Origin of the sequence: Desulfuribacillus alkaliarsenatis (assembly GCF_001730225.1) — a bacterium.
Lineage (GTDB): Bacteria > Bacillota > Bacilli > Desulfuribacillales > Desulfuribacillaceae > Desulfuribacillus > Desulfuribacillus alkaliarsenatis.
In genome coordinates this window covers 1-25,788 of the sequence record NZ_MIJE01000035.1, presented here as the reverse complement: position 1 = coordinate 25,788, position 25,788 = coordinate 1, and the positions used below count along the sequence as shown (strand labels likewise).

General features: G+C 36.0%; 29 protein-coding genes. 9 read left to right on the top strand and 20 right to left on the bottom strand.

Features of this window, described 5'->3' with window-relative positions:
- Positions 1–24: 24 nt before the first annotated feature.
- Positions 25–876 carry a hypothetical protein gene (locus BHF68_RS13795; RefSeq protein WP_069644264.1) on the top strand — a complete coding sequence of 284 codons (852 nt, stop codon included), beginning with the start codon at positions 25–27 and terminating at the stop codon, positions 874–876.
- Positions 877–1,093: 217 nt separating this feature from the next.
- Positions 1,094–1,294 carry an HD domain-containing phosphohydrolase gene (locus BHF68_RS15880; RefSeq protein ID WP_367114268.1) on the top strand — a complete coding sequence of 67 codons (201 nt, stop codon included), beginning with the start codon at positions 1,094–1,096 and terminating at the stop codon, positions 1,292–1,294.
- Positions 1,295–1,366: 72 nt separating this feature from the next.
- On the opposite strand, the gene BHF68_RS13790 is transcribed toward BHF68_RS15880, so the two are convergent.
- From BHF68_RS13790 to BHF68_RS13775, 4 genes are read right to left on the bottom strand one after another with little or no spacing between them, the layout of a single operon-like run.
- The gene (locus BHF68_RS13790; protein ID WP_069644263.1) at positions 1,367–1,606 is read right to left on the bottom strand and encodes a hypothetical protein; all 240 of its coding nucleotides are present in this window, start codon (positions 1,604–1,606) and stop codon (positions 1,367–1,369) included.
- A gap of 11 nt (positions 1,607–1,617) precedes the next feature.
- Positions 1,618–2,793 (bottom strand): ATP-grasp domain-containing protein, encoded by a 1,176-nt coding sequence (locus BHF68_RS13785; protein WP_069644262.1) that lies wholly within the window; start codon positions 2,791–2,793, stop codon positions 1,618–1,620.
- 18 nt (positions 2,794–2,811) lie between these two features.
- Positions 2,812–3,447 carry a DUF975 family protein gene (locus BHF68_RS13780; protein ID WP_069644261.1) on the bottom strand — a complete coding sequence of 212 codons (636 nt, stop codon included), beginning with the start codon at positions 3,445–3,447 and terminating at the stop codon, positions 2,812–2,814.
- A gap of 14 nt (positions 3,448–3,461) precedes the next feature.
- Positions 3,462–4,241 carry a hypothetical protein gene (locus BHF68_RS13775; protein ID WP_069644260.1) on the bottom strand — a complete coding sequence of 260 codons (780 nt, stop codon included), beginning with the start codon at positions 4,239–4,241 and terminating at the stop codon, positions 3,462–3,464.
- A gap of 165 nt (positions 4,242–4,406) precedes the next feature.
- Between BHF68_RS13775 and BHF68_RS13770 the strand changes: the two genes are divergently transcribed.
- From BHF68_RS13770 to BHF68_RS13755, 4 genes are all read left to right on the top strand, one after another.
- Positions 4,407–4,961 carry a hypothetical protein gene (locus BHF68_RS13770; protein WP_069644259.1) on the top strand — a complete coding sequence of 185 codons (555 nt, stop codon included), beginning with the start codon at positions 4,407–4,409 and terminating at the stop codon, positions 4,959–4,961.
- Between the two features lie 207 nt (positions 4,962–5,168).
- Entirely contained in the window at positions 5,169–5,705 is a 537-nt protein-coding gene (locus BHF68_RS13765) for an RNA polymerase sigma factor (RefSeq protein WP_069644258.1), read from the top strand.
- Positions 5,706–5,707: 2 nt separating this feature from the next.
- Positions 5,708–6,994 (top strand): DUF4179 domain-containing protein, encoded by a 1,287-nt coding sequence (locus BHF68_RS13760; protein WP_069644257.1) that lies wholly within the window; start codon positions 5,708–5,710, stop codon positions 6,992–6,994.
- A 79-nt stretch (positions 6,995–7,073) separates the two neighbouring features.
- Positions 7,074–7,676, top strand: a complete 603-nt coding sequence (locus BHF68_RS13755; RefSeq protein WP_069644256.1) for a hypothetical protein — start codon at positions 7,074–7,076, stop codon at positions 7,674–7,676.
- A 135-nt stretch (positions 7,677–7,811) separates the two neighbouring features.
- Here the strand turns inward: BHF68_RS13755 and BHF68_RS13750 are convergent, their stop codons facing one another.
- Genes BHF68_RS13750 through BHF68_RS13730 form a run of 5 tightly spaced genes read right to left on the bottom strand, consistent with a single transcriptional unit; the run spans position 7,812 to position 12,841 of the window.
- Positions 7,812–8,396, bottom strand: coding sequence for a hypothetical protein (locus BHF68_RS13750; protein WP_069644255.1), 585 nt, complete (start codon positions 8,394–8,396; stop codon positions 7,812–7,814).
- A 40-nt stretch (positions 8,397–8,436) separates the two neighbouring features.
- On the bottom strand, positions 8,437–9,210 hold the full coding sequence (locus BHF68_RS13745; RefSeq protein ID WP_176719948.1) for an SAM-dependent methyltransferase: 774 nt from the start codon (positions 9,208–9,210) through the stop codon (positions 8,437–8,439).
- Between the two features lie 37 nt (positions 9,211–9,247).
- Positions 9,248–11,146 carry a serine hydrolase domain-containing protein gene (locus tag BHF68_RS13740; RefSeq protein WP_069644253.1) on the bottom strand — a complete coding sequence of 633 codons (1,899 nt, stop codon included), beginning with the start codon at positions 11,144–11,146 and terminating at the stop codon, positions 9,248–9,250.
- 27 nt (positions 11,147–11,173) lie between these two features.
- The gene (locus BHF68_RS13735) at positions 11,174–12,250 is read right to left on the bottom strand and encodes a serine hydrolase domain-containing protein (protein ID WP_069644252.1); all 1,077 of its coding nucleotides are present in this window, start codon (positions 12,248–12,250) and stop codon (positions 11,174–11,176) included.
- Positions 12,251–12,265: 15 nt separating this feature from the next.
- On the bottom strand, positions 12,266–12,841 hold the full coding sequence (locus BHF68_RS13730; RefSeq protein ID WP_069644251.1) for a TetR/AcrR family transcriptional regulator: 576 nt from the start codon (positions 12,839–12,841) through the stop codon (positions 12,266–12,268).
- Positions 12,842–13,076: 235 nt separating this feature from the next.
- Here BHF68_RS13730 and BHF68_RS13725 point away from each other — a divergent pair, with 235 nt between their 5' ends.
- The 3 genes from BHF68_RS13725 to BHF68_RS13715 are packed head-to-tail and all read left to right on the top strand — an operon-like array spanning position 13,077 to position 16,232.
- On the top strand, positions 13,077–13,622 hold the full coding sequence (locus tag BHF68_RS13725; protein ID WP_069644250.1) for an RNA polymerase sigma factor: 546 nt from the start codon (positions 13,077–13,079) through the stop codon (positions 13,620–13,622).
- The gene (locus BHF68_RS13720; RefSeq protein WP_069644249.1) at positions 13,622–13,939 is read left to right on the top strand and encodes a hypothetical protein; all 318 of its coding nucleotides are present in this window, start codon (positions 13,622–13,624) and stop codon (positions 13,937–13,939) included. The genes BHF68_RS13725 and BHF68_RS13720 overlap by 1 nt, the downstream gene beginning before the upstream one ends.
- Before the next feature lie 28 nt (positions 13,940–13,967).
- Positions 13,968–16,232, top strand: coding sequence for a tetratricopeptide repeat protein (locus BHF68_RS13715; protein ID WP_069644248.1), 2,265 nt, complete (start codon positions 13,968–13,970; stop codon positions 16,230–16,232).
- Between the two features lie 91 nt (positions 16,233–16,323).
- On the opposite strand, the gene BHF68_RS13710 is transcribed toward BHF68_RS13715, so the two are convergent.
- The 11 genes from BHF68_RS13710 to BHF68_RS13660 all read right to left on the bottom strand — a co-directional run bounded on the left by BHF68_RS13710 (position 16,324) and on the right by BHF68_RS13660 (position 25,292).
- Complete coding sequence (locus BHF68_RS13710) at positions 16,324–17,145, bottom strand: alpha/beta fold hydrolase (RefSeq protein WP_069644247.1); 822 nt, start codon at positions 17,143–17,145, stop codon at positions 16,324–16,326.
- Between the two features lie 14 nt (positions 17,146–17,159).
- Positions 17,160–17,441 (bottom strand): hypothetical protein, encoded by a 282-nt coding sequence (locus BHF68_RS13705; RefSeq protein WP_069644246.1) that lies wholly within the window; start codon positions 17,439–17,441, stop codon positions 17,160–17,162.
- 55 nt (positions 17,442–17,496) lie between these two features.
- Positions 17,497–17,856, bottom strand: a complete 360-nt coding sequence (locus BHF68_RS13700; protein ID WP_069644245.1) for a YobA family protein — start codon at positions 17,854–17,856, stop codon at positions 17,497–17,499.
- 1 nt (position 17,857) lies between these two features.
- Positions 17,858–18,988, bottom strand: a complete 1,131-nt coding sequence (locus BHF68_RS13695) for a sensor histidine kinase (RefSeq protein WP_069644244.1) — start codon at positions 18,986–18,988, stop codon at positions 17,858–17,860.
- Positions 18,989–19,138: 150 nt separating this feature from the next.
- Positions 19,139–20,011 (bottom strand): RluA family pseudouridine synthase, encoded by an 873-nt coding sequence (locus BHF68_RS13690; RefSeq protein WP_069644243.1) that lies wholly within the window; start codon positions 20,009–20,011, stop codon positions 19,139–19,141.
- A 56-nt stretch (positions 20,012–20,067) separates the two neighbouring features.
- Positions 20,068–20,514 carry a PPC domain-containing DNA-binding protein gene (locus BHF68_RS13685; protein WP_069644242.1) on the bottom strand — a complete coding sequence of 149 codons (447 nt, stop codon included), beginning with the start codon at positions 20,512–20,514 and terminating at the stop codon, positions 20,068–20,070.
- 23 nt (positions 20,515–20,537) lie between these two features.
- Positions 20,538–21,596, bottom strand: coding sequence for a hypothetical protein (locus BHF68_RS13680; protein ID WP_069644241.1), 1,059 nt, complete (start codon positions 21,594–21,596; stop codon positions 20,538–20,540).
- A 25-nt stretch (positions 21,597–21,621) separates the two neighbouring features.
- Positions 21,622–22,623, bottom strand: a complete 1,002-nt coding sequence (locus BHF68_RS15735; protein ID WP_084019476.1) for a DNA-deoxyinosine glycosylase — start codon at positions 22,621–22,623, stop codon at positions 21,622–21,624.
- A 67-nt stretch (positions 22,624–22,690) separates the two neighbouring features.
- Entirely contained in the window at positions 22,691–23,455 is a 765-nt protein-coding gene (locus BHF68_RS13670) for a DUF6544 family protein (RefSeq protein ID WP_069644240.1), read from the bottom strand.
- A 24-nt stretch (positions 23,456–23,479) separates the two neighbouring features.
- Positions 23,480–23,860: a DUF6608 family protein gene (locus tag BHF68_RS13665; RefSeq protein WP_069644239.1), complete on the bottom strand. Its 381-nt coding sequence runs from the start codon at positions 23,858–23,860 to the stop codon at positions 23,480–23,482.
- Positions 23,844–25,292 carry a hypothetical protein gene (locus BHF68_RS13660; RefSeq protein ID WP_069644238.1) on the bottom strand — a complete coding sequence of 483 codons (1,449 nt, stop codon included), beginning with the start codon at positions 25,290–25,292 and terminating at the stop codon, positions 23,844–23,846. Before BHF68_RS13660 ends, BHF68_RS13665 begins: the two co-directional genes overlap by 17 nt.
- Positions 25,293–25,788 lie beyond the last annotated feature (496 nt).

Here is a 25,788-nt window from a genome sequence, read left to right as displayed (position 1 = left end):
CGAGGGTTAAGGAGGGGAATCTCATTGAGAAAAAACATACAATACTTATGCTACTTGATAGTAGTGCTTACTGTAATCTCAGCAACGGTTGGTATTTTCTATTCAACTGATGGCGTCCCCTTCAGTGTAGAAAATATTTATGGAGAAACTGTTGAATTATACGGCGATGGTATATATAAGTATGATACTTATTTTACAGCTGGAATCAATAAAGGTACTGACGCAGTAATGATTTTTATAGCTCTCTTATTTATGATTTTAACAGCCATTAGGGGTAAAGCAACTAGATATAAATATATACACGTTGGTATATTAGTAAGTATTCTATATTATTCTACTTGCCTATCCTTCGGCATAACGTTTAACAGCTTGTTTCCAATTTATGTGCTATTATTCTCAGCTAGTCTATTTGCAATAATCTTCATACTAAGCGAGCTGTTGATGAAAGACACCATATCTGCTGAATTACATGAGAAACACTTTAAAGGTACTGCAATTTTTATATTAATTAGTGGAAGTTCAACTTTAGTCTGGCTACAATTTATTATACCTGCAGTATTAACTGGAGCGCCTATGGAGCATATCGGTGTATATACAACAGAGCCTACTTTCGTCTTAGACTTAGCAATTATCCTCCCAACATACGTAGGCTGCGCCATTGCGCTATATCGGAAGTCTGCTATCGGCTATAAGCTTACACCTGTATTATTAACCTTTCTAATAACTATAGGTATCATAGTTATAGGGCAAACGCTGTTCCAAGCTTCCATGGGCATAGTAATTCCTATACAAGAGTTACTTGGGTTAGTTATTTCCTTTGCCATTTTAGGTCTAATCGCAATAATATTGAATATCAGGTTTCTAAAGCACTTTTAAGAAACCTTGAACTTCGCAAAGAAAGAGTCGGATTAGGCGTCCGACCCTTTCTTTTATTTCATTCGAGCTATAAAAAGTTTCCCTACGGATATTTCGAAGTTTTGATTCCTGTGTTTTCATTCATATTTACGTCAGTAAAACCTGCTTGTTCTAGTAAATTCACCAAATCCCTACCTGGGATTGCGCCACCTATTCAATTAGATTAATCCTCTAAGCTATTGATTTCCCCTCACGTTTATTAGCCTGTCTAGATATCTATCAAGCACTGCGAGAAAGCAGACCATACAGGCCCGCTATGGATCACAAACAAGCTATGGAGATACTAAAATCTATAGGTGAAAACAACAAGGTGGACTCTATGATTGTAAATGATATAGATAATATTTTCGCAGCTACCGCTAAAACTCATATCTCTTAATACCATATGGAATTTACTCACACTAGATAACAGTTCTAATTATAGATTGATTATCTAGTTTTTTGTTTACTGCTACTCTAACAAATAGGCGAAATACGCTCCAAGAGCTATACCTAAAAAAATAAGGCTTATTAGTAATGCCATCAATCTAAAACTAAACCTTCCATTTTCCGTAAATTCAATATTAATACCAAGGTACTCATGTGCTTTTGTAAATACTTTAATAGGCTTATCGATTTTGAAAGAAAAGTACACCATAATAGCTGACAATACTAACGCAATAACAGCTACTACAACAGATTGGCTATACATTTTACATCCCCCTAACACTGTTGAAAAAGGATATACTCCTTCAAGTCAGATTTTACTATATATTCAATTTCATCCATGTTTTGTTCATCTGTTTCTGCGAACAAAAAAGCAAATACTCCATGTTTACTATAATCTACTTTTCTAATTTCTAGTGGATTTTGGAAATGTTTTTTGAACAGCTCAAATTCAAAGCCTTTTATCGAATCTATATTTATGTCCTTTGGTACATCAGCTACAACAATGCTATATACTTTCCCAGCTTTGTCTTTTAATATATGCTTCCAGTCTGGTTTCTTTTGCATAAAATAATATTCGTAAACATTAATTCCATATGCGTGCTGAGCCAAGTCGGTTGTGCACCAGCCAGCAAAGCGCATAGGATTTACTTCAATAGGAAGAATGTTGTCATGCCTATCAATTCGCACTTCTACATGCATTGGAAAGTTGTTCACAGAAAAAGCCTGTCCCATTTGTTCAAAAAATTCTATTAATCTGTCGTAATGTTTCTCGATTATATTCTTCGAGGTAATATACACCCTATCGCTAACATCTTCACCTGATGAGAATATATGCTCTAAAACGTTAAGAATAACTGGATTACCATTTCTATCATAATATACATCGATGGCAAATTCATCTCCATCGATGTTTTCTTCGATTATAAGTTTGTTAGCATCGACAACCTCAGGTGGGTATTTATAGGCCATTGCCAAAGCATCTATTTGCAGTTGCTTGTTAACATGCACCCAAGCCTTTCGACTCACTACTTTATAGACACCCATGCTAAAAAAACCGACAGATGGTTTTATGATAAATGGAAATTTCATTTCAGAAACGTCCAACGCTTCTAATTCATCGAATCGGACTTTTTTATAATAGAATTCTGGATACATTGGTTCTAACATCTTTCGAAACTGTACCTTATCTTTAAACTGTTGGATTATAGCTGGCAGCCTTGTAAATGCTAGATTGTTAGCAATCCAATTAATTGGGTTTTCGGAATTACAGTAAAGTAGCTTGCCTGAATCTTCTTTATATTTTTCAACAAACTGTTCATCAGTCAGGTAGGGAATCTCTTCAGATAGCTTAAGCTCTTCTACAGCATCGTTTTTTAAAACAGGTATGTTTAACCTCTTTATCGTATCTTGTAGAAACTTTGATACATATGGCTTGTCTAGTATTATCATGCTTTTCTCCTTTTACTATTAATATTGCTCAATTTCAGAATCATAAACTTCTCTATGCTTTTTCAAGTCTTCATAGAAGCTCGCTTTTGTCGCTTCATAGTAAGGTGCTACATATAGAAACCCTAATCCTAAAGTCATTACTCCAAATATAAACCAGCCGAGGAAGCTTAACCACAGGTAGAATAGACGGCCTTTATGTCCTTGCATCATTTTTTTGCTACGTCTGATAGCCTCTAGACCACCAATTCCCGGGTTATCAACCATAATATAATAAGCCATCGCATATCGTAGCATCGCAATTATTCCTGGGATAATCAATAATAATAGCCACAGGAAAACAAAAATCATTTTAAGTATATGTAATACAAATGTTTGTAGGAAATATTTAAATCCATCGAATAAATTCTTAAAGCTTGTTTTTTGAGAACGGTTCAATCTCAAAAATATCTTGCTTAGACCAAAGGCAAGTGGCCCGCTCAGAACTAAGCTTAGTAAAGACATTGTGTCGTTGAAAGTTGTTGTAATTTGATTAGCCCTACCTTCCACAAAAGCAGCAGTTAGTAACCAAACTATTACACAGGCAACTATAGCTAAACCCCAATTACCTTCTAGGCTCTGCTTACCCTGCTCTTTTAATTCCGCGTTAATTTCCATCTCCATACGCTCCTCTACATTTCATAGATAATTCCGTCACAAAAAATCTTAATTACATTTTTTCCTTTTAAGTATAACTTTAGATCCATTCCTTTTTTAATATACGCATGCATTGGCAAGGCGAAATCTAGTTCTACATTACCTGATTGAATTTTTAATTTTGTTTCATGGGTATGGTTTCTGCCACCTAAATCTGCTAGACTTCCCAACAATAGCCCTTCGCCTGTTCCCATTACGTCTAAGCTTAGGCGTGGATAATTAACTATTTTAGCGAAAAGTGGTTTTAGCTCTTCTCCCTCGAATGTTGCTTCCTGTGCGCTCAACTTCTCCTTACTTAAGCTGTTAATATCGAAATCAATTTCAATACGGCCTTCTTTAGGCGCGCTGTTCATAATATCTAACAATATGTATCCCTCGATTTTGGAAGTGTCTAAATTGATTGGGAGACTTCGCTCAAATTCATATAAATCTCTAACCAATAGATATTTCATAAAATCTTTAGGGCTCATTTCACCAACCGTATCCTGCTGTGCTTGATACTTTAACTCTAGTTCTTCCTTTAGTCTCTGTTCGTTAATCCTTCCGAACACGGAAATACACTTATGGAGCTTAGCCGATTCCTCAATAATTTTGCTCTCATCTAACATTATATCCTCTATAGTTTCATCTGTTAAAGCCACAAGCATTGTTTTCCTATCATAGTAAATACCAGTACCATGCTTATATCCTGCTGTATAGGATTTGTATATAACTCCAAGATGTTTACCCTCTGTGTCGCAAACATTAAATGCCATTATTAATCCACCTTCCTCAAGCTACCAAACTATGCTACGATAGGTAATATTAAACTCTAGTTCTCTCTTAACTATAATCTAAGTCACTAAATATTTCATTAGTATGAAACAAAATGTTACTTTTGTATTAGGTCTTAAAAAATAGGTCTGATTAGGAGTGTTGTAATGAAGAATAAAGCGTCAATTTTAATAGGTATTCTTGTAATATCTTTATTAGGAAATTCTTATTTAATAACAAAACTAAATAATTATCAGAATACCACAGAGATAGTTCGATTTGATCAATATACTAGTTTCTTTAACGCATTAAGAGTCTATAGTGCCAATTTAGACTACTTATTAAATGAAGATTTAACAGATGCTAAAATCAATCACGAAATATCTAGATTGCAAGAAGATGTTAATGCCTTAGTTAGTTATGCTCGTAGCTACGGCATGCTACATCGAAACGATAAAACCAACATGACGGGGATTATTTGGGACTTAGCCATGTCTTCAAACTGGATTTATCAAGAGTATCTACTTAATATTGATAGCTATTACAACCACAAAAAAGAAGTTGCAGATTTAAATAAAATCATCAATGAAATAGTACGGTTGGAAAACAATACATATTCTCAAATGCGTAGTTCAAGTAAAGGTTTTGATGAAAAAACGATGTCAGAAATACTTTATCCAAAAGCAATGAATGCCGCAGAAATGACTATATTAGCAAAATAACACACCTAATTGCACATAATAACGGACTTATTACATTAAATATTTAGCCGACTCTCTCTATGTTGGTATGATCACTATTACTACATTTTATAATTTAATTTACGATATACAGGAGTTAAGGCTTCTGTATTTTTTTGTGCAAAAAATATTTTTGATAAATGAACTTTTTTCAATTATGATGACTCTTATAAGCAGAGGGGTGAGAACATGGACATAGCCGATCTTGTAAAACAAGCGAAAAAAGGTAACAAGGAAGCATTACTTACATTAATTATGTCGGAAAAAGATGCCTACTATAGATTAGCTTTAACCTATATGCATAACCCTAATGACGCAATGGATGCATTGGAGGATATGATAGTAAAGCTGTATGAGAATATCAATCAGCTAAAACAAGACAGCTCTTTCTATAGCTGGAGTAAAACTGTATTAGTAAATCACTGTAAAAATCTGCTGCGAAAGAAAAACAAGGTCGTTCTAATAGATGATTGGGATGATTCTTTAGAACTTAATTCAAATAGCAATTTTATCGATAACTCATATACAAGTATTGAAAACCAGATGGATATAAAAAAAATGCTCTCTTATCTTAATAACGATCAGCGGGAAGCAATCAAGCTAAAATACTTTCACGACTTAGATTATCAATTAATTGCAGATTTAACTAACGTCCCAATTGGCACGGTGAAATCAAGAATATTTCAAGGCTTAAAGAAGCTTAAAGAACAATTTGGAGGTGCATAACGATGGATAACTTAGAAGAGAAATTAGCAGAAGAAAGAAAACGAATTCAAGCAATTATAGCACCTGAAGATATGGAAAGTCGCTTGCGAAATGCCTTAAACAATAAAGCTCAGGAGCGCCGTAAACAGCCAAAGAGATTTAGTTCCCTATGGAAATATGCTGCTGTAGCCATGCTGAGTCTTATGCTCATAGGCTATAACTATAACGCCTTTGCCTATTACGGGAAAAAGCTCTTAGGATTTGATGATATTATTTCTGGAACGCTACAGGAACTGAATGAGCAAGGGTTAGGTCAAGCTGTAGATAAAAGCGCTCAGTTAATTGATGGGGCCATATTAACGATTGATGGTATTATGACTGACGCTAATCAAACTATAATCTATTATACGTTGTCTAATGATAATGGGCTAGAAAATCAAGCCAATAACAACTTGCTTCCGACTAGAATCACTGGATTTTTAACCAATTTGAATTTATTTACTGGAGTGTCTATGATGAATGAAAGTCAGACAGAACTTAAGGGAACGTGGACCTTTGATTCCGTTAGTCCATTTGCCAAGAAATTAACTTTGCATTTCCGAGAGCATGATGGACCAAATTCTATGAAAGAAGGGTCAATTTCATTCCCGTATAACCCAAATAAAGCTTTGCAAACACAGCTTAAACAGTCAATCAGAGAAACCGTCACAGTTGATAGAGGTACTATCCGCTTTCAGTCTATTTCAGCAACACCGACGTCAACGGTAATCGAGGGTAAATTAGATGTAGATAACTTCGACAGACTGCACTTAGGTTTACACGGGATAAAGCTAATTGCTAACGGTGAGGCAATTGATATATTAGGCAGTAGTGTACGGAGTGGGACTACCTTTGAAATTACTTATGATGCTTTACCCGAGCAGATTGATTCGCTATACTTGGCAATAGAGGAATTTATCGGCTATGCGGATATTGATAAAACGATTCCTTTAGCACAACAAACAAACGATGCCTATAGCATTGGTGGTAATGAACTATGGATTTATGGTGTAGAAACAACGTCAAGGGGCGTGGAAATTACTTTTGCAACTGAAGAAAATGTACTTCTAGATAATGTTTCGATTATGGCTGGCGCCGAGCAAATCTCACTACGTACGACCATTAACCATACAGAAATAGATGCTGGCAATGACAAAAAACTAAGGCAACGTACTATGGTATTTGATACAAGTGAGCCGCCTAGCTCTTTGTATATTGGTGGAGTGCATTATATTAAGCCTTACAACATAATGATTGATATAGTGAACTAAGATATTACGGTAATAGGGTGTAGTAAGCTAAAATATAGTGGCTTATTGTTGTATAATGCAATTATACAAGGAGGAAAGTATGAAAAAACTAATAATTGGAATTGTCATTATAGGCTTGCTAGCAGTAGGCTACCAGTCCATGAATGATAGCAGCAGTAGCACTATCCCCCTTCCAGATAGTTTAGCGGATTTAAGCAAAAGCAACTTTCAAAACTTAGTTGATCACTTTGAAAAGCTTGGTGTAGATAAACAGCAGGCACTTGTGGAAGCGTTAGATTACCAGCTGCGTGAGGTTGCACTTTTGCAAAAAGCTAAGGAATTAGGGTTAGAAGTGTCTCAAGATGAAGTTACTGCTCATATAAGAAAACTGCGTAAATCTATAGAAACTGGAATCTCAGAGGATGGACTTGAGGTTAGTAACCACCAAGAGTCATTGATCCAGCTTGAATCTATTATTAACGATTTGGGTATAACTTACGAGCAATATTGGAATGAATACCTTCCTGAGCTAACTAAATATTCATTAATGACCGGAAAGCTGCATGATGTTTATATCGGTAGTAGCCCCGAAGTCCATGCTCAAGGCTGGCAGGGTTGGATGGATAGCATTGTCTCTGAATTCAAAGAAAATAACCAGCAAAAGGTTCAAGAATTCAAGCAAGAAATCGGAATGTCTAACTAGTGAAAATAAGAACAAGAGTAGTTGAAATAGGTTTAAATACTATTTCAACTACTCTTGTTCTTTTCTGCCAAATTCTAAAATTCAATCTACTCGATTGATCCTAGCTAATATTTAAGTTTATCTCAGCGGCGTTCTTTATCTAACCATATAAAAATTTGTAAACACCCATTGACCATCTACCAGCTCATAGGCAAATTCATGGGCTTCGTAATCTGTAACCTTAAAATCCTCATCAAGCAATTCAACCTCAACTATGCAAACGAATTTGGTATCATTCTCTTTCTCAATCTCTAGTGTTTCGTCTCCCTTGAAGATATCAGACCCTCTATCTGCAAGAATCCCGTACAATTCTCCGTCAATATCACGATAGCGCTTAAAGCTTGGGTCCAGTAGTCTGTCAACAATATCTGAAGCGAATAATGAGTGTAGGTATTCTTCGAGATCAGCATAGGTTTTAATGCTACTATGATCGACTCGATTGTATATCATGCCATCAATTTCTTTCATGGTAGAATCAACAGGCATGGTAGTCATGTCAAACCATCCGTATGCTTCAACAGCCTTATAGTATGCCTCCTGAACTTCGTCGATACTAAGCTCTGCAGCAGGTTTTTCTTCGTTCGGCGCTACAACTGGTTCCTCTTCTTGTATTTTGGCATTGCATCCTAAAATAGCTAAAGAGAATACTAACACCGCTATTAAAAGTAACCCCTTTTTCATGACCCCAATCGCCTCCTAGTTTTCCTTGTTATGATTAATGTTACACGTATTTAAATAACCAAGTTGCACAAACCAATTTGTTAGCTAGAATATCACATTCTTGCTCCTGACTTTCGACATAGCCCATAAATAACTCAGCCTGCTCTGGATATTCAGCCGATAGCTCATTTGCCCTTATTCTAATTCTCTCGGTATAATATTCATTTAAATCAACTGTTTCTGTTTCATAACGCTCTTCTATACAGGTAAAGCCATTGGAGCTAAAAAGACCCATTAACTCGCTATATTTACATACTCTACTATCCTGATAGTCTGAGTCATCCTCGATATAACCGTCATCTAAAATCAGATTCCCACCTGGCTTGATACATTTTGTTAAAGAGGAAATCGCATCCTGATAATTGCCATATACAATTGTTGGGCTGACAGCCCCAAAGATAACAATATCGTATAATTTGCCCTCTTGTACTACATCTCTAATATCTTTTACTTCGAACTGGCATAGTTCTGAAACGCCATATTCATCAGCTTTAGCTATTGCTTCTTGTATAAAAGCTCCCATAGCATCAATTCCATAGACCGATACCCCGAATGCTTTGGCAAGCTGAACAGATACTGCCCCTTTTCCGCAGCCTAAATCTAAGACACGCGTATCCTTACCGATAGCTATGTTGTTATCCTTTAGCAACCCAATGACAGTTTGCGGATTCGTGCCTATATCCCATAAATCTTGTAATAAGTACGGTATATACGGGTATAAGCGCCCGTCATCGCCGTCTAATGCCTTTACAATTTCTTCGTTAATATTCTCCACAATAATCGGCTCTCCTTATTGTTATATGCTAAATCAATTATAACAAATTCCAATTATTTAGTACCCAAATTAACAGTATTGCCGCTCCTGTAAAGACTGTATAGTGTATACGAGCTCCTAAGCTCCCTTGCTTCTTAAACCATATCAGTACCATAAATCCTATCAATGCTATTCCTATAACAACCAGCATAATAGGTCGTATTAAATCTAGTAAGCTAGTAGGAGCTGGGTCAAAGGCACTTACTGGCAACTGGTAAACGGGATCCATCTCAGAACCTGCTAGAAAACTTAGTAAAAACGCTAACACTAGCACTGCAAAAGCTATCGCTACCAACCGACCTATTACAGCTAACCTAGTAGTCTCCTGAGTATTATTACCTTTTACTTTCCTTACAATAAATGCGGCTACCCAATATATCAGAGAGCCAATTAATATCATTATCGATATCAGAATCGTCCCGAGCGTAAAGACTGTAGTCTCATTCCAAGCTGCTTTCGTATAGCTCATTACGCCATCTGTAACTAATAGTAACTCTCCATAGGGAGTCGTATCAAACACTATTGTACGGAATTGACCATAAGGGTCCATTGACATGCCCTCTCTAGTATTTCGATAAATCCCTGGCTCTATCTCAACAAAACGATTTGTCTCCATCATGTTAGATACTAGTAACGAACCATCTACATCTGCTTTTACAGTCATCGGCCCCATTACTAATGCAAGTATTTTCTCATCCGTCGATATATTTCTCCGATTAGGATGATATTCGCCAACATACTGTTTTGCCCTTTCTTTTGCTCCAATTAATGACTCCTGAACAACCATATTATCCACTGGAAAATATTGATCCATGAATGCTTGAAATAATTCTACATGTAATAAATAATTGCCACCACTGTATGCGTAAAATATGCCTATATTTTGTTCTGGTATCAGGTACATACCACTATCAAATAACATCGTACTGCCACCGTGGGCTAAAGCTCGTTGCCCATTCACCCGTTGTTCTATAAAACCATGGGCTATCCCATCGACGTAAGGATGCTGGCTGTATAGCTGTCTATGCATTTGCTTGTATGTTTCGGGTTGTAAAATTCGATCATCAGCTTGCAAATGAGCTAACATAAATTGAGCCATATCTGCGGCTGTTGTGCTCAAGCCACCGGCAGGAGCTGGCATTAATTCAAAGCTTCCCTCGACAAACTCTCCATCAATATAACGATATCCCTTCGTCATAAAAGGTGCTAGATGCACTGGCAATGGCTGTTCAAATGTGCTTTTTCCCATCCCTAAAGGTGCAAGTATATGTTCATCCACATACTGTTCAAACGACATGCCAGAAACCCTTTCCACAATATATCCTGCCAAAGTAGTTCCATAGTTCGAGTACGCAATTACTTCGCCAGCTGGATAAATATGTGCTGGAACATGCTTTTTTAAATACTCTTCTAAACTAAGAAAATGATGTTCTGAAATTGCGAACAAATCAGTAATAGTGTCTTCAAACCCTGCCGTATGACTTAACAAATGTTCCATAGTTACTGAGCTAGTATTTAGCTTGAAATCTAGATACGTATTAACGTCTGCTTTTAAATCTATCTTTCCTTGCTCTACTAATTGCATTACAGCAGTCCATGTAAATACTTTGGAAGTGGAACCGACGCGAAATATTGTATTCGCTGGGTCAACTGCCTTTAAATCATCTAAGTCTGAATAACCGTAGCCCTTCATAAACGCAACTTGCCCATCAATCACCACTGCCACGGTAGAATTCGGTATATTATGCTCCTCGATTTGCGCTTTAATTATCTCATCTAGATATACAGTAATATCATCTTTATTTATAGACTCCGCTACAGCGCTGGAAGCCTGTAAGAATATGAGTACTAAACCGATTAGTAGCATCCTTACCATAACCTTTTTTACTTTTAACATCTTGCTATCCCCAGTCCATTATTTTAGCTATACTTTTAGCTTTGTTAAGTTGTTAATAACCTTTTTAAGCATAAACATTAAACCTTTACTCATATAAGAAACGTCGTTAAAGTTACCAATTACATAAGCATCTAATTCTGGATGATAAAACATAAAGGCACCTGTCGCCCCGACACATCCCCAGCAATTAAACTTCTTAGGCATGATTATTGGTATTGTTTTAAATTGCCAAATACTATAACCGTAATCAATTGCTATTCCAAAGCGCGCTTTATCCTGTTTCATTAAATCTAGCGTTTCTTTGCTCACTAACCTATATGTTGCCAGTGCCTTCATAAATTTCAGCAAGTCCTCATTCGTAGCTACCACGCCACCGCCAGCATAATCAATCCCCTTGTACCCCTGATAATCATTTATTCTATTTCCTTTGAAATAAAAGTCTGCCATTGGATAAGGGCACTTTTCAATTGGCTCTGATGTATGAAGAACATAAGAGTGCTTCATATCAAGTGGTTGGAAGAAATATTCTTTTAGTGCCTGGTCAAAGGTTTTACCAGTTACCCTTTCTATGATTAACCCTAGTAAATGATAGTTCGTGTCTGTATAGTATAGTTTTTTCCCTGGAATGTCTTTTGACTCGAGGTTATCTCGACCCCAGATAATTGCTTCCTTAGGGCTCATGTTGAAATCTGGGTTTTCTAGCATCTGATCTATTAGCGGCCAGAAGTTATCGAACAATCCTGATGTTTGATTCAATAAATGCTTAATTTTAATTTGATCTGTATAGTCTTTACCCTTGTATACATGGAGTTTTTTTGCTATATCTTCATCAATATACTTTATTATTTGATCTTCAAAGGATAGCTTTCCTTGTTCGTGTAGCATTGCTATTAGGGTAGCAGTAAATATTTTGCCGACGCTAGCCATATAGTTTGGCTGTTGTGGATTTGCAGTAATACCTCTGGTTTCTCCTTCTGCAATGTTCATATGAATGTCTGCCTTTTCCCAATGAACCATTAAATAGGCGTTTTGAACTTTATCGTCTTTTTGAACTTGCTTTCTAAAGGAGTCTTCAATGGCCTTAATTACCTGTTCCGTATTCATCGATTACTCACTTCCTTAGTCATTATTTTGAGACTTTAAACGTGCCGCAGCTACGACATCAGATCCCATACTTGCTAAAAAATCAATTACTGCTTGATCATCAAATTCTTTTGGTAACAAACCGTTCGCCTCCATAACAGACAATCCCAAAGTGAAAACTCTCATTTTAAATAAAACTTCCAGCATCTGTTCCTGTGTGAAGCCTTCAAGTTCTGGATCCTGCCCCATCTCTTGAAATACACCACTTAAATCAGGTTGATGATTCTGTAGATATTTGTTATTACTAAGCATTAGATCCCTAAACAACATTGGATAATCCTTTGCAAATCTTAAGCTTGCAATCCCTACGTTCAAAAACGGTTGGTCAGTATAGCGAACCTTTAGAAGCTCTTCAGATAACTTAAAGATTCTCTGTATTACTGCCTCCTTTAGCTCTTCTATGGTTTTAAAGTTAACGTATATTGGTGCGATTGAACTGCCTAGTTTACTGGCTACCTTACGGATAGTGATGCTTTCTATTCCTTCTTCTTTGGCGATTTCAAAAGCTGCTTCTACGATTTCCTCTTGTGCGAATTTGGTTTTTGGTGGCATTCAAAATTCCTCCTATATAGATGTTAGGTTATTTAGTTGTTAGTTTTCCCTTATTTTCGCATATCGCTCATTATATATCGACCGTTATCTAACACTTATTATATATCGCATGTTATTTAATTGCAATAGGTTTTTGTTTATTTTATTTTTTGTTGCTTTTTTAATAATTTTATTAATTATTTTGCAACCAAAATGCTATATGATGTGTCTAAGTGGTAAGAGAGGACGTGAAGTTATGGTAAGCCCCGGGGACGATTTGTTAAATAGACTAAAGGCTAATGATGAAGCTGCCTACGCTGAGATAGTCACACTTTATGGTGATAGAATTCTGCACCTTGCTTATACCATTGTAGGTGACCGCCAACTTGCAGTGGATGTTGTGCAAGAAACCTTTATAGGTTTATATGAAAAACTTTACACATTTAAAGGGGATAGTTCTCTCTATACTTGGCTTGTACGCGTAGCTTTAAATAAAGCTAAAAATAAAGTACGACCTAGTTTTTTTAAAAAAATCACGTACCTCTGGGATATTAAAGCAACGGACGCTAGCCCGCTGCCTGAAGAAATTATAGAAAAGAAAGATCGACATGAACAGGTTAGAGAAGTACTTACTTCACTACCGATAAAATACCGTGATGTTCTTTACCTTCATTACTACGAAGAGTTAAAAATATATGAAATTGCAGAGATACTTGACGTCAGTGACTCTGCTATAAAATCTAGATTGGCTAGAGGCCGAGAGCAATTGCAAAAAATATTGGTAGACAGGGGGCTTCAGTAATGGATAAGCAAAAAATCAAGCAATTATTTAGTGAAAATACAAAATCGATTACCCTTAACGATGGACAGAAACAAAAGCTTATCGCTATGCGCCATAAAGCACAGACACAAACTCCGATGAGAAGATTTATGGAAACAGAAATTCGCATTCCAATGCCAGCATTTTCTGCTGTTACTGTTGCTTGTCTAGCCGCTGGATTTATGTTTCTAAGTTCCCTGTTACTGCCTGGCGACGTTCCACAGCCTCGCTACCAAATCATAGAAATGCAAATGGCCAGCTCTCTAAGTGTTGAACAGAAAACATCAAATAATATTTAAGAGCAGCCAATAGGAGAGGTGATCCATAATGAAACAATATATTCGCTTTAAAGTAAAGCATGTTATTACCACTATAGGGGCATTGTTGGCAATTATTATGCTTGGTTATATATTCTTACCTTCTGCATTGATGGCTATCGGCGATAATTATCGAGCTAAAGGTGAAACAGAGACTGCAAAAGTCTACTACGACCGTATCAGTCAATATTTTCCACGCAGCGGGAAAACCGCTGAAGCTTTAGAGAAAGCCGCTGATATTACTATGAATAATAACCTTCTAATGATTACTCCTAAATCAGTAGGTGGATTTCATTCAAGAATGAATCGTGTTGTATCTGAAGAAGCAAAAACATATTATCTAGAGCTTGCAGAGAGATTTCCAAATACTTTTCAAGGGCAAAGAGCTATCACGACGCTAACTACTATGGACGCATTAGAATCAATTAGTAGAAACCGTATAGATGATGCGTTGAATACGATAAAGCACTATTTTGAGACACATCGTTGGCCTGATACTTATATTGCTATCGATATTGCGTATACTCTAAGAAACAACAGCTACTATACTGAGGCCATTGATTTACTTAAGTATGTTTTAGATAGAGACAACAAAGCGAAAATTCCTGATTTACATGTGCTGCTTGGCGATCTTTACGCAGTTTCAGGAGACATAGAATTAGCTAAAGTGCATTATGAGCACGCTATAGCAGTCCATACTGAAATATACGAACTTGATAGAAATCGTCAAGAGCATGAAGCTATTAGACTTGAATCTAGGTTTTACGAGGAGATAACAGATAGCATTCAAAATAAGATAGCTAGATTAGATAACCTAGATTCACTAGGAGTAGGCATTGTAACTGGTAGTATAAACCTTCATGGAAAGCCTTTATCTGATATTCAAATTATGCTACAACCGTACAATGACCCACATTCGTTCCCTGTCGGCTCGCCTGATGCTTTATGGACTGTAAGTGATAATAACGGTGAGTTTACTTTTAATAATGTTACTCCTGGAGAATATGGGCTTGGATTTGTCGTTGACTTAGATGTAGTTGGGGATGTAATTCTTAAAGGCGGAGCTTTTCCTCAATCTATGCTCACAGTGGAAACAGAGGGAACGTACCATTGGGACTTTTCTCTAGTAGATACACTTACAGTTAATTACCCTATTGATAGCGCAGTAATTGAGGATGATACAATAAACTTTAGCTGGGAGCCATTAGCAGATGCAGCTTATTACACACTGAGATTTGGCATATATTTTGACAATGGCACTTCCTTTGGTCAGGGACCGCTAGAAAAGCATTACGCAAATCAAGCAACAGTAACTATGGATGATTTAATCTCGTTTCAAACTGGTTATAGCTTTGATAAGCAAGGTCCAACTCCAGAATCTCTATTTGGCTATGCAATGCCAGGTGGTAAATATTTTTGGGGTGTTGATGCCCATGCTGAAGATGGAACTATTTTAACTTCTTCTAGGGGATATGTAGCTAGTCAAAATACAGACTTTACAATCTCTAATCGCGAACTGCTTGAGGCCGATAAATTATTACTTAATCGAGAATACGGAAAAGCTATTGTAGCCTATGAAAAGCTTTTAGAAGAAAGCCCAAATTACTCCCATGCATTAAGAATGCTTGCAAAAATCTATAGCTTTGAAACTTCTGCTTATACTGAGAGTTTTAATTTCACTGATTTTGACAAGGCTATTGAATACTATGAACGTCTTTATAAAATTACTGGTCACACTGGTTACTTAGATAGCATCATAAGTATCTATTACTACTCTTTAGATGATTTTAGTAACGCATATGATACGTTAAAGCGGTTGGCAGCAATTGCTTCTCTCAATGACTGGCAGCATATGCAAATAGCTAGTATAGAAGGGCACTTTGGAAACTATGAGCACGGCTTGGGGCAATTGTTAAAGGCTGAAAGTAAGTACTACAAAACAGAAGCCGCTTTACGTATACTTACAGGTATAACCAATGTGGCAGACAAAGACCATCGCTGGAATACTGCAATGTTAGACTATCGGAATAACTATCAACCAGAAGCTATTGAAGGACTCTTGCAAGATATTGCTGGTACGCCAGCACTTGAAGCTATTGATTTCCTATCCAGGCAGGATTTAACACCTAACGAAGCATTTATTAAATTATCTATGCAAATGGTAGAACCAGCGCTTCGCAAGGAACAAAACGACATACTTAGTGCTTTTGAAGCTCAATACTCTGCAATTGATTCAAAATTAGTACAAATTGCAAATCGACTATATAAGCATTAAAAAGAGTAAACTACCAAACGCAAATGCTAAATATTCTATCTAAATAAGGCATTCGCTTCTGTTGCGAGTGCCTTATTTTATATGCTAATTTCTAATTTTCTTTTACAATCAAATCCTCAATAACTTGATTAAACTCAGCTGCTTTTTCTAGGTTTGGCACATGTCCCGCTCCTTTAATAACAACTGATTGAGCCTTATCAATCATCTTTTCCATCTTTTCAGCGTGTTTAAATACAGACTTAGACTCATACTCCCCGTTAATTATTAGCGTCGGTGACTTTATCCTGTCTATTGGTTGTATTTTAAAGTCATATAATACAGCAAATATTTTATTAAATTCCGTAACATCGTACTTGAGCATTTCATTTTTAATGTACTCTGTGATTTGCTCATCCTCGCCTATCCACTCTTTACTTCTTGATACGCGACTATACCAGATGGCAAAATCAGTATATTTCTTCATGCCCAATAACCTTACAGTTAGCAAGAACATCCACTTAGGCGCTAAAATATATTTTAACAGCTTGTCGTTGAGTGTTAGCTCTGTAGATACGGCTGTGTCAGATAATATTAATGCACTTATATTCTCAGGGAACCTTGAAGCATAAGCTTGTGCAATCATTCCACCCATAGATAGACCACATACTATTGGAGCCTGAACTTTTAATGCCTTTAATAATTCATTAAGATCTTCAGCGAACAATTCAATTGAATAGCTTTTAAAGCTTGAGCCGCCTGTTTGCCCATGACCTCTAACATCATATGTTATTACCTGAAAGTTCTTAGAGAAGTGTTCAACTTGCTTGTCCCACATTTTTTGGGTCATCCAAGCCCCATGAATAAAAACCAATGGCCTACCTTCACCATGAATTTCATAGTATACATTTAGGTCATTAACAAGAATTTTCGGCATGTGCTATAGCTCCTTTAGCTTTTTTTCCTGTTTATAAAATCTAGTACTCCAGCAGTAATAAGCCCTATTACTGCGCCATAGAATAGCAGCACACCCCAAATCCCCTTAATTAAAGCATCAAACCCTGCCTGTGATACATTTGCACTGACCAGCAAATATATTGCGAACAATATCACTAAAATGGACGGAATATATTTAATTATCCTACGCTTCGTTAGGCGTGCTATTAAGTAAGTAATTACTATAGCTATTAACGCTATTATTAGAATAACTATTAAACCGCTGTTAATTTCCATTGTTACCCCTTTCTTATAGCTTTAAATGTTGTTAAACCACATCAATTTATTACTACTAAGGTTGTTCAACAACTTGGACTTTAATAGCCTCAGATTGTGCCGGATAGCTTTCAAGCATATATTCGGACTTTACTCTTACAAGCTGACCAATTTCATATGTTGAAATATCTTCTACACTATACCAGACTGCCATTTTCCCCACGCCGTTACTTAGTAATTGCTCCTGGGTTATTTGAAATGCTTGCTCTCTAGTTATATCACTTACTACAAGAATTCGCGTTTCGCTAATGTCAACTATATGACCTTCTTGAACTCCCTGTTCACTTGGATCTAATTCTTTGTCCGTTAGTTCCGATGTGCAGCCGCTTATTACAATTACAATCAGCGCTATTACTAAAAAGAGTATATTACGCAAACTATCCCTCCTTAGGTATCTCTAAATAAAATGTTGTGCCTTCCTTTACATTGCTAGTAAACCAAACTTTACCCTTCAGATACTCTTCACCTAAGAGCCTCATGCTATATGTTCCTATCCCACGGTCGCTACCTTTAGTTGAGAATGATCTTTGGAATACTTGTAATTGTATACTTTCATCCATATATTGACGATTGTTTACACTAAATCGTACACTATCTTCATTCAATATGACATTAACTGCAACTACGTCCTCAATCCCGCTAGCCTCGACAGCATTTTTTAGCATATTTAACAATATTCTTTGTAGTAACACACTATCTGTCTCTATTTCAATATCATCACAATGCTGAAGTATTATGTCAACCTCATTTGAATCTATATTTTTTCTTGTTACTTCTATTATTGTACTTATAAATTCTTGCAATGAGACTTTGCGTATATCGAGAAGTAGCTGATTATTCTCAGCCGCTAACAATTGCTGCTGGAATTTTATCTCGTCGATAAGCTTACCAGATAATACATGCATCATATCAGCTATCTCATAGTATTCATCGCCCAATTCTGCTAAACAATCTTTAAGCTCATAGGATAATCCATATACGCCTCCCGCAGTATTTAGGACATCATGAAAAAATGTTCGCTCAAGTACTTCCCTGCGTTTTTTGTTGCTTATATCTAGCGCCGATAGCAAAACATAGTTCTCATTATTATAGGTAATCGGCTGTGCCTTGATAGCTAAATCAAATGCTTCTCTCTTTCCATTTCTATCACTAGTAATTCTACATTCTGCTTCTACTATTTCACCGTGTATTGCTTTTATAATTGACTTAAAAGCTCCACACTCATTGCAAAATCCGCTAGCGCCACAGCCTGCTTCCAGCTTCTCCGCATGAATACAGCGCAATGCTTCTCCAGGTCTTTTGCAAATAATATCACTTGTTTCTACATTCAACACTTTAAGTAGCTCTTTATTAGCAAGCACTATTTGCCTATATGGATTAAGTATCATAAACATGGTGTTTGAAGCTTCTAATAATTGAGTAATTAATTTGTCCTCTGTTAAGCGATTATATTCCACCATAACCTGTTCTCTATTAAGTCTTTCTGTTGACACGTAGTAAGGTTCCACGCCTACTCCTCCATATACATTGCTAATAGGTCGCACGTCTTCGAATAGCACAGTAAACACATTTGTTTACATGTCTCTACATACATTTTATCATTAAAATTTTAATATATGATGATTAAAGTGTTACAAATGTGTTGCGCTATTTTAGAATTATTGGAACAAACTTAAGAACTCTTGAGGAATCGGAGTTTCAAATCGGACTAATTTGTTGCTAACAGGATGTTTAAACGCTAAGACGCGCGCATGTAATCCCAATCGCTTTAGAGGATTTGTCTTCGCCCCATATTTCTTGTCTCCTACAATACTATGGGCTATATCTTGCATATGAACTCTAATTTGATTCTTGCGTCCCGTTTCTAAATTAACTTCTAAAAGGGAATGACGACCTTTAGTTTTTAATACCTTATAGTGCGTAATTGCTTTCTTCCCACCATTAGGCGTACGACTTGAATACATTATCATGTTTTTTCCTTCAACCAGCCACGATGTAATTGTCCCTTGCGATTTTCCCACTATACCTTCAACTAGAGCGATGTAGCTTCGTTCTTGAACTATTCCCTGCCAATTTTCTTGGAGCTGATCTTTTATTTTTTGTGATTTTGCAAACAACATAATCCCCGATGTATCTTGATCTAGTCGATGTACAATAAATATCCTGTTTTTCGGATTTTTCTTTTTTACATGATTACTTAAAATGCTGTACGCCGTTTGCTCTTTTTCTTTGGCAGTAGCCATTGATAATAACCCATGACTTTTCTCAATTACAATTAGGTATTCATCTTCAAAGATAATCTTTAAACCCTCAGGCTGCGCTTCTTGGCTCCAATTGATTGCAATCTGCTGTCCAGGCCTGACAATGTGGTTGAACTGGTTAATTACTTTATTGTTTATCGAAACTTGCCCACGGGCTAGGATCGATTTAATGTTATTGCGACTTTTCCCTTGAAGCTTCTCTAGCAATAATTGCATTAATTCAGTTTCTTCAACAACTTCAATTATTGTTTGTTTATTTCGCTGATTCATATGATACCTCAAATCTTTGTTTTTTTATTACCCTTGTTCAGTAATAATCTACCCCATCATTCCGTTTCTAAAAGCTCAAATCCTGTCTCTAAATCTACTTTTCTTTTTGCAGTTGTGTTGCATAATTCAAATATTACTACCTCACCAATATGCCATACCTGCACACCCTCTCTCGTACAGCCTGTTATAGTCTCTCGCTCCCGTCCAAATGCGGCATGAAGATGTAATTTATGCTTATTTTGTTCATTAAGAAATAATGTTCCAACGCCTACGGCTTCGCTTGTTCCTAATAATTCTGTAACCATTGGCCGCGGGGTAGCAGCCGCTCCTTCCTCTGGTCCAACCACCACTTTACTTCCTGTGTCAGCCCCGCCCAAAAAATGCACAATTGCTGACTCGATTTGTTTGTCTATTGCAAATCCTTCGATTACATCTGGAATCCGATCACCATGCTCCAACCTCAATATAAATATCCGTCCTAAATTAGCTTCTGTATACTTCATGTAGACTACTCCTCTCTTCTTCCCTAGTTAATTCTTTCCCAATAAGCATCTGACTCTAACGTATCTAAATCAATCTTTTGAATATATTTATAAGTCTTTGGCCAGCTACAAAACAAAGATTTTTTTGTAAACAATATCTTTGTTAAAATAGAATTAGTTTCTGGAGTCCATCCATCAGATGGTGTCATCTCTATTACTACTGAATTAGCATCTTTTATTATCGAATATTTGCCTGAAACAAACCCTGCTCCTTTATCAGCAGTAATCTTAAATGTATCGATATGTTCTTTATTATCGTCTAAATTCCTAATATCGGCTAAGCCTTGGTCAAATTCTACAGTCAGTGGATGTTTAGCATCCTTCAATTTAATTTTCACTAAAGTAGTATCTCTGTATTGATATTCAAGTGGACCCCGTCCAACGACACCAGATTTATCTAGTACGCATTCTTCAAGAACGGACTTTTTAGCAGTTGCAAATTCTACAATCTGACAATCAAGGGTGTATCGAGTAAAATACCTCCACTGAAAATCTTTAGGAAATGGTGCCAGAAAATTATCTTGTTCTATTTTTTTACCATCTATCGTTAACTCAACTACTGTGCTATGCTTTCTAACGAAATCAAAATCATATAAGAAGAACAGTGGTAAATATGTCGGTTTTTCTGAAGAACTACCAACTGGTGCTAGGAGATTTATACCGTTGGACTTTCTAGTAGATTGCTCTTTAATATTAGCAACTATAAGTCTCCCATGTTTATCTGTAAACTTAAATGAAAGGTGAAAGCAGTACCCCTTTTTTTCAAATATCACATCTTCAATAGTAACCATTTTCTTCTCACATAAACCTTTACCTACAACGTCAAAAGATTCATCGTCAAAACGCTTTAGATTAATATCATCGTATACGTCTACATAACCATCATTACGGTACGCTATTATTCGATATCCATTACCATGCTTTTCATCATTGAAATATTGTGGCTCTAGCCCTTTATAAACGCTGTCTGGACTTTTTTCGAAATTTATTAACGCTAACTTCGTCATTGGAACATAGGTCAAGCCAAAAGGAATCAATACCACTTTCTCCGCCCCCTAATCTATTCTCTTAAAAATACTTCTTAATAAAAGACCACTTAATAAGCTTTTCTTCGAAATTCATTGTATTCGCTGGACTTGTAGATGGCAGTTGGATAAATTCAAGGTTATTAAAATCTAATCCTACATGCTTCTTAAATGCCGTATACGCCTTCCCACCATTAAATAACACCGCTCTAATATTTGGATACTCTTTAAATAAAGCATGAAAATCATTAGCATTTTCATGCTTTATTTTTGAGTCTAGACTTCCTTCCCGTGTACATGATTCTAGTACATCCCATAAAGCAATTCCTTTATCGTGTAAAAGTTTGATTCGCTCTGTGTATTCATTGCTTAGTGGTAAATCGAACAGGTTGAATAGAATATTCCAGAAATGATTCCGTGGATGTGCATAATATTGTTGATTAGCGAGGGATTGTACCCCTGGCATAGAACCTAGAATGAGTATTTTACTGTTTTTATCAATTATCGGTCTAAACGAATTTATGAACTCCATATCTTTACCAATCCTCTTTCTTGCTTGCTCTCTAAAGGTTGTATATCCGATGCCTGCCCAGCTATCCCTAGCCAATTGATTTTTTGAAATAAAGCTTAACTCTACATACTTTAACCCGCAATCTTTGAAGAAGTCCGTAATTAACATGTCGAGACTTTTCATAACGCCCTTTCCCCTATATTCAGGTTTAACGAATGCAGCTGAGATATACCCAACCTTTTTCACACTTGATATTGGAAGGTGACAGTTTATAGTCTCTCCCGCTATAAATCCAGCTACTTCCTCACCATCTTTTGCAAGAAAAACCGTTTGCTCAGGGTTATCTATGTAGTCTATTAAACGTTTACATGTGTTTTCTATTGTTAATTCAGTAAAATCCCAGTACTCATCTTTTGTTTTCTCTTGTATAAAGTACATCAGTTCATTATATAATGCAGCTACTTCCTCCAAGTTATTTATAGTTAGCTTTTTATATTCCAATATTCCACCACTTTCTAGGTTTAAAAAATTCATCTTTGCCGATTCACTTCATATGGTTATACCTCGCAAGCTTATTTCTAATTTCAGACGCTCTTGCTTTTTACTGGTTAACATTAAATACTATCTTTTCAATTGTACCTTTGTAGTATTCGTAGTCACCTTCTTCCGAGTGCCATACAATTCTTACGTCCAATGGAATTTTTATATCATCTACCACTTGATAACTATCAACTATTGCTGAGAATTTTACTTTTTTTGATTTTTTTCCATAGCCGTAATATCTATCATTTGTTTCGAATCTAGTAAACAGGCCTTCGTCATCGAAATGAAACAAACCCGTAACATCAAATCCATTGTTTATTAGTCGCGCTTTTACTGTGTTTTTGTCAACTGTTTCCCAAGTCACATAGTCCCCCAAAATATATGATGGAATAAATAAAAATTCGCAAAATACGGTTATTAACGAAGACTGAGACACCTCTTTTCCCTTACCATTGATAATAGGGATAAAATTAAAGAGTTTTCCTTTCATCTCTCCTATTCCGTCTCGATAGATATCCCTGCCTGTAACAGGCATTGTTAAAAACTTCATATACGCAATCCTGACAATTGGGTTTATTGAGTTAAACTGTCTCGTCTCTAATTGACTCCAGTCCTTGTCTGGCTGTAATTTGATATAGCTTTCTTTCCAGACTACATCAGCGTTATACATAATTGGCTTATTAATATATCCTGTAGCGTGCATATATTTTTTTATTGGATCTGGTAAGTCGGCAATTGTTTCCTTTGTAAAAAAACTTTCTGTAGTATTATCTTTTAATCGTGCAATCTCTTCTTGCCGTTCTTCTTCAAATACTTTAAGCATGAATTTCTCCCCTTATTTAACTATTTACTTTTCTTTTCTTCTTTTAATTTGAAAATATACCACTTCCACTATCGTTATAATGATATATATCCCTGTGTAATTAAAAAATATGTCACGATAAGCATCAGGGTGAAGCTCCACAATAAAGCCGCTTATCCAAACCAATAAAAACACAGCACTCATTGTTGCTATATAGTGAATAATATGAGTTGCGTAAAATGGTAGTTTCTTGAACCACTCAAATATGTATAACGAACCAATGGCTAGTGCAGCAATAGTAAATCGTAACAATATATGAAAATGCCCTGCCTCTGTAACTCCATTCAAAAGATTCCAAGCACTAGATGTTATTGTTAACACCGTGAATATTATACAGATAACCGAAAACTTATTTTTTATTAACACGCAAGTCTCTCCTATTCATTCTTTTATATATGGAAAACACGACAAATATAGCTACCATGATTACGAAGCCAGGAATTAAGTATCCAGAACTATTTTTTATGGCTCCATACGCTGTATTCTTAAATGCCAATTCTTTATCTTCATATATTATAAAATAGAAATCATGGTTTGGTAATGTGTCAAGGTGTGCCTTATAGAATCTATCATTTTGCTTAACTAAAGCAATACTACTCTCTACAATGAAAGATGCTTCTTCAGGTGTGTAAATCTCGATTTGTAAATTTTCAAACTCAAGCCACTTTTTCGCAGGGTTCAAAAGGTAATCAAATCTATACATTGGTTTTTCTGTCTGGGTTTGATCCATTGTACTTGCTACCTTATAGCTTACAGATACGTACTTGCTTTCCTCTGCAGGGAATTCAACTGTATAAACTATCGTAAATATTCGTTTGTAATTGTTTACATCTAACAATTCACGACTCATAGCAAATCCGTTATTTTGAGTTAAAACTCTATCAATGTTTTCTGCATACACGTTATAGAGCTGTTGTTTCCATAGCTCCGAAGACATATTTGTGTTATCATCTTGATGTCTATAGTTAACAGTTTGATACTTTTCCATGAGACTAATAAGATATGGTACTAATTCAACTTCTTGCTCAATAATTTCATACAGATTAAAGTCTCCTTCTTGCTTTTGCTTCCCATCAATATCAGCAGATACCTCTAGTTGAACAGGGTCACCAAGCACAAATACCTCTAACTCTTTTGGCTCAGATACTCTCGAACCGAGGGTTACTTTACTTTCTCTTCCACCATAGCTGTTAAACCCATCTGCGAGAATCTTTGTTTTTTCACTGTCATATTCTAAATCTATTGCAAAATTGACTCTATCTTCAGTTGTCGATTGAACTATAATTTTATATAGTGTACCCTTCTGTCCTTTTGCAAAATTCTTAGCCTGATACTTCTTGTTCGTAATTCCTTTAACAATATTGTCAAATGAAAATTGTTCATCAATGCTCCCGTTAAAACGGTTCCCAAATGTACTCACATCATCACCAGCGTATACATCGAAAGGAATATCCACTCCATCAACTTGAACAATAATATCACTATTATATAAATTGTTAATCGTACTGACTAATGGAAACGCCATTTGCACTGACTGTGAGTTACTAGATGTATTGAGCATTTCATAGGTAGCTGTTACTTGTCCATGTATTGCAAAATCAAGTCTGTCAATATCACGCAAATCAAACACTAAATTCTCTCTGATAACTTTAATTGGACTATTTTCATCAACAACTAGGATTTCTGAAGCAGGATAGCCCTGCCAGTAAGTCGGTCCTGCGTTAGCTAGTACAATATTAGCTGCTAGAATGTTAATTAGTAATGCTAGAATAATAACTCGAATCCCAATCCTTTTCATGCTCCCGCTCCTCATTTTATGTCCTTCTCCTCTATGTACTAAACTTTTTTTTATTTTTTTAACATCGAAAAAGGATAATCTTTGAACGCTTCCATTATAACTTCTGCCGCTCTGTCTAGGTCTTGTAGCTCTAGCTTATATAAACAACTGTTTAAATTCTCCACTAGATAACCCCCCATATATAAGTCTAACATATTTTTATGCGCGAAAAGATGTGTTTATATAGCTGATTATAATCTTATCTATCCCTCAATTGTAAAATGAATTTCCATATCAGTTAGGTAAACCCGGGGTAATAACTACTTGTGGATATCGGTATCCACCTGTATGGATTTTTACATTACAAATTAATAGAGATAGTTATATAAACATTAAGGAAGACTGAAAGAAAATCAGTTTTCCTCTTTTTTATTAATTGCTTTCCATCATAGTCACTGGTACGTTTAAATAGCTGGTGGCAATGAATTGAGGAGAGCAGTCATGTCAAAATATCTAA

Bases quoted from the DNA above. Each gene is read 5' to 3' on its own strand.
- BHF68_RS13790 (WP_069644263.1), bottom strand. From the start codon at position 1,606: ATGTATAGCCAATCTGTTGTAGTAGCTGTTATTGCGTTAGTATTGTCA.
- BHF68_RS13785 (WP_069644262.1), bottom strand. From the start codon at position 2,793: ATGATAATACTAGACAAGCCATATGTATCAAAGTTTCTACAAGATACG.
- BHF68_RS13780 (WP_069644261.1), bottom strand. From the start codon at position 3,447: ATGGAAATTAACGCGGAATTAAAAGAGCAGGGTAAGCAGAGCCTAGAA.
- BHF68_RS13775 (WP_069644260.1), bottom strand. From the start codon at position 4,241: ATGGCATTTAATGTTTGCGACACAGAGGGTAAACATCTTGGAGTTATA.
- BHF68_RS13770 (WP_069644259.1), top strand. From the start codon at position 4,407: ATGAAGAATAAAGCGTCAATTTTAATAGGTATTCTTGTAATATCTTTA.
- BHF68_RS13765 (WP_069644258.1), top strand. From the start codon at position 5,169: ATGGACATAGCCGATCTTGTAAAACAAGCGAAAAAAGGTAACAAGGAA.
- BHF68_RS13760 (WP_069644257.1), top strand. From the start codon at position 5,708: ATGGATAACTTAGAAGAGAAATTAGCAGAAGAAAGAAAACGAATTCAA.
- BHF68_RS13755 (WP_069644256.1), top strand. From the start codon at position 7,074: ATGAAAAAACTAATAATTGGAATTGTCATTATAGGCTTGCTAGCAGTA.
- BHF68_RS13750 (WP_069644255.1), bottom strand. From the start codon at position 8,396: ATGAAAAAGGGGTTACTTTTAATAGCGGTGTTAGTATTCTCTTTAGCT.
- BHF68_RS13740 (WP_069644253.1), bottom strand. From the start codon at position 11,146: ATGTTAAAAGTAAAAAAGGTTATGGTAAGGATGCTACTAATCGGTTTA.
- BHF68_RS13735 (WP_069644252.1), bottom strand. From the start codon at position 12,250: ATGAATACGGAACAGGTAATTAAGGCCATTGAAGACTCCTTTAGAAAG.
- BHF68_RS13730 (WP_069644251.1), bottom strand. From the start codon at position 12,841: ATGCCACCAAAAACCAAATTCGCACAAGAGGAAATCGTAGAAGCAGCT.
- BHF68_RS13725 (WP_069644250.1), top strand. From the start codon at position 13,077: ATGGTAAGCCCCGGGGACGATTTGTTAAATAGACTAAAGGCTAATGAT.
- BHF68_RS13720 (WP_069644249.1), top strand. From the start codon at position 13,622: ATGGATAAGCAAAAAATCAAGCAATTATTTAGTGAAAATACAAAATCG.
- BHF68_RS13715 (WP_069644248.1), top strand. From the start codon at position 13,968: ATGAAACAATATATTCGCTTTAAAGTAAAGCATGTTATTACCACTATA.
- BHF68_RS13710 (WP_069644247.1), bottom strand. From the start codon at position 17,145: ATGCCGAAAATTCTTGTTAATGACCTAAATGTATACTATGAAATTCAT.
- BHF68_RS13705 (WP_069644246.1), bottom strand. From the start codon at position 17,441: ATGGAAATTAACAGCGGTTTAATAGTTATTCTAATAATAGCGTTAATA.
- BHF68_RS13690 (WP_069644243.1), bottom strand. From the start codon at position 20,011: ATGAATCAGCGAAATAAACAAACAATAATTGAAGTTGTTGAAGAAACT.
- BHF68_RS13685 (WP_069644242.1), bottom strand. From the start codon at position 20,514: ATGAAGTATACAGAAGCTAATTTAGGACGGATATTTATATTGAGGTTG.
- BHF68_RS15735 (WP_084019476.1), bottom strand. From the start codon at position 22,623: ATGAATTTTTTAAACCTAGAAAGTGGTGGAATATTGGAATATAAAAAG.
- BHF68_RS13670 (WP_069644240.1), bottom strand. From the start codon at position 23,455: ATGCTTAAAGTATTTGAAGAAGAACGGCAAGAAGAGATTGCACGATTA.
- BHF68_RS13660 (WP_069644238.1), bottom strand. From the start codon at position 25,292: ATGAAAAGGATTGGGATTCGAGTTATTATTCTAGCATTACTAATTAAC.